At 70.7% G+C, this 8,886-nt stretch carries 9 protein-coding genes; 5 read left to right on the plus strand and 4 right to left on the minus strand.

The genetic code is table 11. From position 1 onward, the window contains the following. A partial coding sequence (locus ACFWP7_RS34155) for a BTAD domain-containing putative transcriptional regulator (protein WP_384389632.1) occupies nucleotides 1-1,006 on the minus strand: 1,006 nt, incomplete at its 3' end. 321 nt (nucleotides 1,007-1,327) lie between these two features. Next, nucleotides 1,328-1,450 carry a hypothetical protein gene (locus ACFWP7_RS34160; protein ID WP_384389635.1) on the minus strand — a complete coding sequence of 41 codons (123 nt, stop codon included), beginning with the start codon at nucleotides 1,448-1,450 and terminating at the stop codon, nucleotides 1,328-1,330. 442 nt (nucleotides 1,451-1,892) lie between these two features. On the opposite strand from ACFWP7_RS34160, the gene ACFWP7_RS34165 reads away from it, so the two are divergent. From ACFWP7_RS34165 to ACFWP7_RS34175, 3 genes are all read left to right on the plus strand, one after another. After that, a complete protein-coding gene (locus ACFWP7_RS34165) occupies nucleotides 1,893-3,101 on the plus strand; it encodes a hypothetical protein (protein ID WP_384389638.1) in 1,209 nt (402 codons plus the stop codon). Between the two features lie 448 nt (nucleotides 3,102-3,549). Next, nucleotides 3,550-4,509: a hypothetical protein gene (locus ACFWP7_RS34170; protein ID WP_384389641.1), complete on the plus strand. Its 960-nt coding sequence runs from the start codon at nucleotides 3,550-3,552 to the stop codon at nucleotides 4,507-4,509. Between the two features lie 530 nt (nucleotides 4,510-5,039). Then, complete coding sequence (locus ACFWP7_RS34175) at nucleotides 5,040-7,301, plus strand: glycoside hydrolase family 3 N-terminal domain-containing protein (protein ID WP_384389643.1); 2,262 nt, start codon at nucleotides 5,040-5,042, stop codon at nucleotides 7,299-7,301. Between the two features lie 161 nt (nucleotides 7,302-7,462). On the opposite strand, the gene ACFWP7_RS34180 is transcribed toward ACFWP7_RS34175, so the two are convergent. Continuing rightward, nucleotides 7,463-7,633, minus strand: coding sequence for a hypothetical protein (locus tag ACFWP7_RS34180; RefSeq protein WP_384389645.1), 171 nt, complete (start codon nucleotides 7,631-7,633; stop codon nucleotides 7,463-7,465). Between the two features lie 123 nt (nucleotides 7,634-7,756). On the opposite strand from ACFWP7_RS34180, the gene ACFWP7_RS34185 reads away from it, so the two are divergent. After that, entirely contained in the window at nucleotides 7,757-7,903 is a 147-nt protein-coding gene (locus tag ACFWP7_RS34185; protein ID WP_384389648.1) for a hypothetical protein, read from the plus strand. Between the two features lie 33 nt (nucleotides 7,904-7,936). Here ACFWP7_RS34185 and ACFWP7_RS34190 read toward each other — a convergent pair whose 3' ends face one another. Then, a complete protein-coding gene (locus tag ACFWP7_RS34190; RefSeq protein WP_384389651.1) occupies nucleotides 7,937-8,239 on the minus strand; it encodes a hypothetical protein in 303 nt (100 codons plus the stop codon). Between ACFWP7_RS34190 and ACFWP7_RS34195 the strand changes: the two genes are divergently transcribed. Beyond that, nucleotides 8,238-8,771, plus strand: a complete 534-nt coding sequence (locus ACFWP7_RS34195; RefSeq protein WP_384389654.1) for a bacterioferritin — start codon at nucleotides 8,238-8,240, stop codon at nucleotides 8,769-8,771. The genes ACFWP7_RS34190 and ACFWP7_RS34195 overlap by 2 nt on opposite strands. Nucleotides 8,772-8,886: the final 115 nt, after the last annotated feature.

Genomic DNA, 8,886 nt, shown 5'->3' on the forward strand with positions numbered 1-8,886 from the left:
GGGAGCGGGACCCTGCGAAACGGGACTCTACGGCGCCGGACCCTAGGGAGCCGGACCCTGAGGAACCGGACCCCGAGTCGCCCGCCCCTTCGCGATCGGACGCGTCCCGCTCGGCAGCCTCACGGCCCGACTCCACCTCCACCTCCGACTCCGCCTCCACCTCCACCTCCACCTCCGACTCCGCCTCCACCCAGCCCGGGTGACGGACAGACCTCGGCGGCCCCTCCCGAAGAATCTCCAGGTGCGCCTCCCGCACCGCGGCGCCCGGCTCGACGCCGAGTTCCTCGACCAGGCGGGCCCGCAGGTCACGGTGGACGGCCAGGGCTTCGGCGCGGCGTCCGGTGCGGTGCAGTACGAGCATCAGCAGCCGGTGGAAGGCCTCGCGGAGGGGATGCTCGGCGACGTGGGCGGCCAACTCCGGTGCGAGATGGACCAGTCGGATCGCCCCGGCCTCCCCGGCCCCCGCTCCGACAAGGCACAGCTCGGCCTCGTACCGCCACTCCAGGACAAGCAGCCGTGCCTCTGTGAGCCGCTGGACGAGCGCGTGGGCGCCGCCCTCGGGCGGGAGTCCGCTCAGGGGCGCGCCGCGCCACAGTGCGAGCGCCTCCATGGACTCCCGCAGCGCGCGCTGCCACTCGCGTCCGGCGTGCGCGGTGCGTGCCGCGGTGACGTGGCTGTCGAAGACGGAGACGTCCAACTCGTCCTCGCCGACGCGCAGAACGTAGCCCGGCGTTACAGCACGCAGCCGTTCCGGATCGTCGAGGAGGCGCCGCAGCCGTGTCACATGGTTCTGCAGGGAGGCCTGCGCGGAGGCCGGCGGCGCCTCGCCCCACAGCGCGTCCTTGAGCGCGTCGACCGAAACGACCCGGCCCGGCTCCAGCAGCAACGCGGCCAGCAGGGCGCGCATCTTGCCACCGCCGACCGACCGGCTCTCGCCGTCGGCGCCGTACAGCACCGGTGGCCCCAGCAACCCGAACCGCAGTCCACGGCGCAGCCCGTCCCGCATAACGCCGCCCCACTGCCTTCCCGCGCGGCCACTTGACGCCGCACAACCAACCCGCCCACGCCCGCGGCGGCTTCCCGCCGACCGGCACTCGGCTCCCCCTGGAACCGTTGGCCGTCATGTTAGCGATCTGTTGGCGGGACCTGATGTGATCACAACATCGGATCTGGCCCGACGGCGCGCGCGTAGAACGCGTAACTCGGGGGAGTGTCGCCGCCGTGGCCGGATCCGGGGACGCGAGAGGTCCCGGTCGCCCGAGGTGAGCGACCGGGACCTCCGTCTGTCACGGCAGTCGTAGACCGTCGGCGCTCTCAAACTCCAGCATCACACTCCTCGCCGTAAGGCCGTTCGGTCGAACCGCACCGCGTTGACCAGGGCCGGAAACACCTCGGCGGACAACTCGGCACCGGCGGCACAGGCCAGTGCGGCGAGCACGTCCTGTTCCATGCGAGACCTGTCCATCGCATGCGCACTAGGTGACCGAGCCCGGCCTCGACAGGCGTCGGGCCAGCCCCACCGGTGCGGCTTGGGCACCCGGGGGTGCCGGGTTCCAGCTCCGGCGCCTGAGCCGGGAACCCGGGTGCGTCGGTGAGGGAGCAGTACGGCCCTGGGTCCGGGAGCCGGGCCGGTGCGGGCAGCGACGCCACAGGCGCTCACCGAGGTCGGCCGACTGCCGAACCGGAATGGCCGTCCTGACGAGGCATGTGGGTGCGGTCGGAAGGAGGTCGTTCGGGCGATGCCCGACGCCGATACGGTCGTACGCCGCCGAAGCCATACCCTCCGCAGGCAGCAGCGGAGGTTCACCACCCCTCGGCCCGTGACCGGCATTGCCCATAGCTGCATTGCCCATACTGGGAAGGCACACCGCTCCCCAGCCGCGAAGTGACTCATGCCCAAGCGCCCCACCACCCGTCCCACCGCCCCGGAAACAGTCTGGCTGGCAAGCGGACACCACACCGGGCCCACCCCGGAGGACATCCTTCGGAACAACCTGCGAAAGCTGAAGACCAGCGGGACGATCCAGGACTTCCTGGAGCCCGGACAGCCCTCGGAACCCGAACCAGATGCGGAAGCGGAAGCGAGAGCTGACGAGCGTGTGTTCGAGGCCCGCTGGCACGTCGCCGAAGCCGTCACGGTGCGGGCGCGGCTCACCACCGGTGTGCGCGAGCGCCCGGACCAGGAGCCGCGATGGACACTGGCGGCCGAGGCGGAGCGGCCCTGGGACCCCGCATGGCCCTCCCCCGCGACGATGTTCTGGCCGGAGACGAGCTCCGTGTCCTGGGACCACGACGTCGTGGCCGGACTCCACCCGCAGCACATCAACCCGCTCCCGCAGGACGACGCGGCCCTGCGCCGCCTGCTCAGGGACGCGGCACGCCGCAGCTGGAGCATCAACGTCGTCGTCCATGAGGCCATGACACCCGACGAGCGCGGGCTCCTCCCGCTGGCCCGCCTGCTTCCGCCCGGACTGCGGCACCGCGTCGTGGAACACCGCGCCGCACCCGAACAGTTCCAGGCCGTCAACTGGGCCCTGTACGACCTGGGTGTACGGGTGCCGCGGGGCGGCGCCGTGATCCTGCCCGGCACACCTGCCCGGATCGGGTACGAGGCTCAGGACTTCTCCGTGCGCAGCGTGTTCCTCGACGGCTCGGAGCCGACGGAGCTCCTGGACAAGGTCGTACGGTTCGCCGCGCTGCCCTGGCCGCTGCCGGAGGACGCGGAGAAGGCTCTCACCGCTCTCCGGCGGGACTGGCACCTGGTGACCATCGAGGAGGAGCTGGCGCACGCCCGCGCGCTGGTGGATTCCTACGCCGAAGCACTCGACGCCATGACCAAGTCGCGCGACCGGTACCGCGAGGCGACCGAACTCGCCCATGAGGCGCTGGCCGAGCTGAAGGAGCTCCGGCGGATCGCACCCTCGGGGCGCGAGACGTCGTACGGACAGCACGAGCGCCCGGTCACGGCCAACCCGCTGACGACCGCGATTCAGCGGCTCACGGGTCCCCTGCGATCCCGGCGCGTGTCGGGCGACGAGGCGAACGCCCCGGACGCGCCCGGCCCCGAGGGCGAATCCCGCGAATCGGGCGGCGACCGCTGATTACCTGGCTCTTCGCCCGCGAACCGGGCGGCAACCACCGCTTGCCCGGCCATTCGCTCACGGATCCGACGGCTGCCGCTGGCCGCCCGGCCCTCCCTCCGCGGATTTTCGGGTGGCGGGACACGGGAGGGGCGATTACAAAGGTTCAAAGTTCACATGACATGACATAAAGGTCCCCATCATGTCCAGCGCCCCGAAGTGGAGAAAACACATGGCTACCGAGCCTTTCTCTCCCGGTCCGGAACAACCCGGGACACGCCGACACCTCGATGCGACCTCGCTCCACTGGGGAGTCACCGGATTCGGCGCCCCAGCCGCCGCCCCAGCACCTGCCCCAGCTCCGGCCGCGGCTCCGGCCGCGGCTCCGGCCGCGGCTCCGGCTCCGGCTCCGGCCGCGGCCCCGGCCGCGACACGACGACTGATATCCGCGGAAGGCGCCCAGGGCCAAGTGCTTCAGGCGGCCGACGCCGCGATGGACGAGTTGGTGCGTACGGCGGTCGTCTCACGGCCTCTGGACGATGTCGTTCACCTGGTCACTCTGCTGGAGCAGACACCGGACGGCGTAGCGGTCGCGGCGAAGGTGCTGCGGCTGGCCGCGGTGGCGCGTTCCGTGGACGACGTCACACGGCTCGTGGAACTGCTCGGCAGCCCGCCCCACCGCGCCGACCGGATGGACGAGGCGATCCGGGTTGCCGCCGAACAGCGCCCGGTCGCCGAGGTCGGCCGCCTGCTGTTCCTCCTGCACCGGCCCCCGCACGACCCGCACACCGGGACCGAGGCGGTTCGCGCGGCCGCCACCGGCCGCCCCCTCGAAGACCTGGTACAGCTCCTCGGCCACCTGGGAGAAGACCGGGCCACCGGCACCGGCACGGGTGGCGCCGAAGTATGGGACACGGACACGACAGCCACCGGCCGCATCGCGACAGGATTCGCGACCGGACCCGGGGCGGCCACGGAGGGAAGCCGGTCCGGGCGCTCCCTGGCCTCGAGAACGGCCGGCGGCTCCGACCCCGTCAGGTGGCTGCGCCGTCTGGCCGGCGTTCTCGTCCTGCTCTGCGCAGCGGCCCACCTTCCGCTGCACTGGGCCGACGCACCGTCCCGCGGACTCGTCGCGGCGCTCGGCGTTGCCGCCTGTTGCCTGGCCCTGGGGGTCGTACTGGTCTTCAGCGGAAAACCGGTGGTGGCCGCCGCGTGCGCCGCCGTGACCGGTGCGCTGGCCATCGCCCCCCTGCTGGACGGCAGGGTCGGTTCCCCGACGCTGTCCTACGTGCTCGACCCCGGCGGGGTTGTCCATCCGCTCCCGGCGCTGTCGGCCGGTGTCGCCGCACTCGCTTCGCTGATCGTCCTGGCCGTGACCGTCACGCGACGGCAGACCGCCGGTGAACGCAGGATGAGCCTGCCCGGGTAGCCGGGCCCGCGCCGCGCACAACCGTCCGGCGCAATGACCAACGGCGTGTGTCCCCTCGTGCAATCACGAGGGGACACACGCCGTCTCCACGCCGCCAAAGGAACGGCCGGCGCCGTGGCGGACTTGGTTCACTCTCTGTCGGCACCCGCGGATCGTGGCTCTTGGGCCCCTTCAGGTCTTGAAAGCGGCACCGGCCGCCACCCGCTCCCCGGGCCATGACACCTCAGTATTGGTACGGACCTTGACCCCGTATCGAGGGGCTTGTTCAATGCCTCTGAAAACCTTTCGAATGCCCCCACACCGCTGCTTCCCGGGGATATCCGACGCCTCGTCCGCCCCAACGGGAGTGCCTGCACCGCTCACGGGCTGAAGAGATCCCCCACGAAGGGACCTCCATGACCCGGCGTCCCACGATCCGATGACGGACCGACAGCGGGTGTCGACCCGAGGTGCCGACCCGAGGTGTCGACCCGAGGCCCACCCGAGGTGCCGACCCGACGGGCCATTCCCTCACGAGACGGAGACACACTGTGCGAACAGGCGTCCTCAAAATCCCCAGATCCGCGGCGACGCTGGTCTTCGCCGCGTCCTTGGTCGCGACGGGCTTACAGATCGGGCAGGCCCACGCCGACGGCGAGCCGTACCGCGATCCGACACTGCCCGTGCCGACCCGCGTGGAGGACCTGCTCTCCCGGATGACCCTGGACGAGAAGATCGGCCAGATGACCCAGGCCGAGCGGGCATCCGTCACCACCGCCAACGTGCCCGCCTACGGGCTCGGTTCACTGCTCTCCGGCGGCGGCTCCGCGCCCTCGCCCAACAACGCGACGTCCTGGGCGAACATGTACGACGGCTTCCAGAACGCCGCGCTCACCAGCCGTCTCGGCATCCCGGTCATCTACGGCGTCGACGCCGTGCACGGCCACAACAACGTCTACGGCGCCACGATCTTCCCGCACAACATCGGTCTGGGCGCCACCCGTGACCCCGCCCTCGTCCAGCAGATCGGCCAGGCCACGGCGCAGGAGGTCTCGGGCACCGGTATCGACTGGGACTTCGCGCCCTGCCTGTGCGTCGCGCGCAACGACAGATGGGGCCGCACCTACGAATCCTTCGGCGAGAAGCCCGAAGTGGCCACGATGATGACCAGCTACATCAACGGTATGCAGGGCAGTGCCCTCAACGCACCCGGGTCCGTGCTCGCCACCGCCAAGCACTTCATCGGCGACGGCGGAACCGACAACGGCGTCAACGCGGGCAACGCGACCCTGACCGAGGCCCAACTGCGCGCCACCCACCTGCCGCCCTTCCAGGAGGCCCTGCGGCGCGGCGTCGGCTCCGTCATGATCTCGTACAACAGCTGGAACGGCGTGAAGGACCACGGCAACCAGTACCTCATCACCACCCTGCTCAAGGGCGAACTCGGCTTCTCCGGCTTCGTCGTCTCCGACTGGAACGGCATCGACGAGATCGACGGCCAGGCCGGCTTCACCGCGGCCGAGGTGAGCCAGGCGATCAACGCCGGCATCGACATGGTCATGGTGCCGACGGACTGGCAGCGGTTCATCTCCACGCTGCGCGCCGAGGTGCAGAACGGCCATGTGCCGATGTCGCGCATCGACGACGCCAACCGGCGGATCCTCACCAAGAAGTTCCAACTCGGCCTGTTCGAGAAGCCGTTGACCGACCGCAGCTACACCCCGACGGTCGGATCCGCCGCCAACCGGGCGCTCGCCCGCCAGGCCGTGCGCGAGTCGCAGGTCCTGCTGAAGAACTCCGGGAACATCCTTCCGCTGGCGAAGACCAACAACAAGATCTTCGTGGCCGGCAAGAGCGCCGACAACATCGGCTACCAGTCGGGCGGTTGGACCATGTCCTGGCAGGGCGGCAGCGGCGCCACCACGCCCGGCACCACCGTGCTGCAGGGGATCCGGTCCGCCGCCGGCACGGGTACCACCGTCACGTACAACGCCAACGGCACGGGCATCGACAGCTCCTACAAGGCGGCCGTCGCCGTCGTCGGCGAGACGCCCTACGCCGAGGGTTCCGGAGACCGGCCCGGCGCGATGGGCCTGGACAGCACCGACCTCAACACCATCGCCACGCTCAGGGCGTCCGGGGTGCCGGTGATCGTCGTGCTCGTCTCCGGCCGCCCGCTGGACATCGCCGCCCAACTGCCCGACTGGAACGCCCTGCTCGCGGCCTGGCTGCCGGGAACCGAGGGCAACGGCGTCTCCGACGTCCTCTTCGGCGACTACGCCCCGACCGGCAAGCTCCCCAGCACCTGGATGCAGTCGGCGAGCCAGCAGCCCATCAACGACGGCGACGGAAAGACGCCGCTGTTCCCCTACGGGTTCGGCCTCACCTACGGAACACCGCCCAGCCACAGCGCGTACGACGTGACGCAGGCGGAGAGTTACACGTCGCAGTCGGGTACGCAGACGGAGACGACGACGGACACCGGCGGCGGCCAGGACGTCGGGTACATCACCGCGGGCGACTGGCTCGCCTACGGCGCGGTGGACTTCGGGTCGACGACCGCGATCTCGGTGACGACGCGGCTGGCGTCGGCCTCCGCGACCACCGGTACGGTGCAGTACCGCCTGGACAGCACGACCGGGCCGGTCATCGCCACCGTCCCGGTCACCAGCACCGGCGGCTGGCAGACCTGGACGAGCCCCAAGGTCAACCTGTCCGCCGCCGCGACCGGCGTGCACACCCTCTACGCCACCTTCACCACCGGCGGCTCGGGAGACCTGGTCAACCTCAACTGGTTCCAGTTCGCCCGGTAGACGCAGCCGATCGACCGGCCGTCGGCTCGTCACCTCCGCGGAGTGCGGGGGCGGCGAGCCGCACGCCACGCAATCACCGACGCGTGACGATGCCTACCGGACGGCCTCCGGTGTCCAAAACACGTCTTCGCGCACGCCGACGCCGCCTTCGGGCTCGGCTACTACCACTGGTTCTTCCTCGCCGCGGGGAACGGCATCCCCGAGCGGCTCATCGAGGGCGACCCCGAGTACTGGATCCGGGCCCGGATGGGCGCCAGGCACCACGGCGGTACGGCCTTCGACCCGGCCGCCCAGGACGAGTACGTACGCTGCTTCTCCGACCCGGCCGCCATCCACGCGTCCTGCGAGGACTACCGCGCCGCCGCCGGGATCGACCTCGTCCACGACGACGCGGACGCGGCCGCCGGCCGTCGGGTCACCGCCCCCTGCTGGCGCTCTGGGGCGAGCACAGCTTCGTGGGCCGCAGCTACGACGTGCCGGCGGTGTGGGGGGAGTACGCGGCGGACGTCCGCGGGCAGGCGCTGCCCTGCGACCACTACCTGCCCGAGGAGGCGCCGGAGGCCACCGCCGAGCACCTCGCCGCGTTCCTGCGCGAGGTCTAGTCCTCAGGCCGGACATCTCCCTTACCCGACGGACTACAGCAACGGACTACAGCACCTGCTGTCCCACAGCCGCTGCCGCCACCGCGTTCCCGCCTTCTTCAACCGGGTGTTCTCCCGCCGCAGCCGCGCGAGTTCCTCGCGCTCCCCCGACGGCCCGGCCCCGTCGGCCCTGTGAGCCCGGCATACCCAGCCGGCCGGCCTGGTCTCGGTGATTCTCAGGTCCCTCGCGAGTCCGTCCGGGCCCTTGAGCCGGGGAGCGCGGAGTGTCAGCCCGGTCGTGGTCGTGCCGTGGACAACAGTTGGCCCGGCACAGGCCCACTGAGCTGGAGGCTTCATGGACAACTCCTTCGAGATCGACGTCAAGAAGATCCGCGACGACGCGCGGGCCCAGATGGACAAGGGCCCTGTCACGCAGAGCTACGAGGCGGACCGTGAGCGCCTGATCGAGGTGCTCAACCAGGTGGTGGCCACTGAGATCGTCTGCTACCTGCGCTACTCCCAGCACGCCATCGCGGCCTCCGGCATCGACCGGGCTCAGGTGGCGGCCGAGTTCACCGAGCACGCGCAGCAGGAACTGCAGCACGGCCTGTGGGCCGCGGAACGTGTCAGTCAGCTCGGCGGCCGTCCCGACTTCGACCCCGCGACACTCCACGAGCGCTCTCACACCGAATACGTCACCACTGACGAAACGGACCTGAAGCGCATGCTGCAGGAGAACCTGATCGCCGAACGCATCGTCATCACCACGTACCAGGAAATGATCCGCTGGATCGACGAGAGCGACCCCACCACCCGGCGCATGCTTGAGAAGATCCTGGCGGAAGAGGAGGAGCACGCTGACGACCTCCGCGACCTCCTCGGCCTCTGAGCCGGGCCGTCGGCCCCTCGATGAACGCTGACCCAGTCAGAGGCCCGCCCGCAGGCGCTAGTCCTGTCGTCACATTCCCGTCTGCCTCGCGACGCCATCCGGGCGACGACGGGAA

The organism is Streptomyces sp. NPDC058470 (assembly GCF_042721055.1).
Taxonomy (GTDB): Bacteria; Actinomycetota; Actinomycetes; order Streptomycetales; family Streptomycetaceae; genus Streptomyces.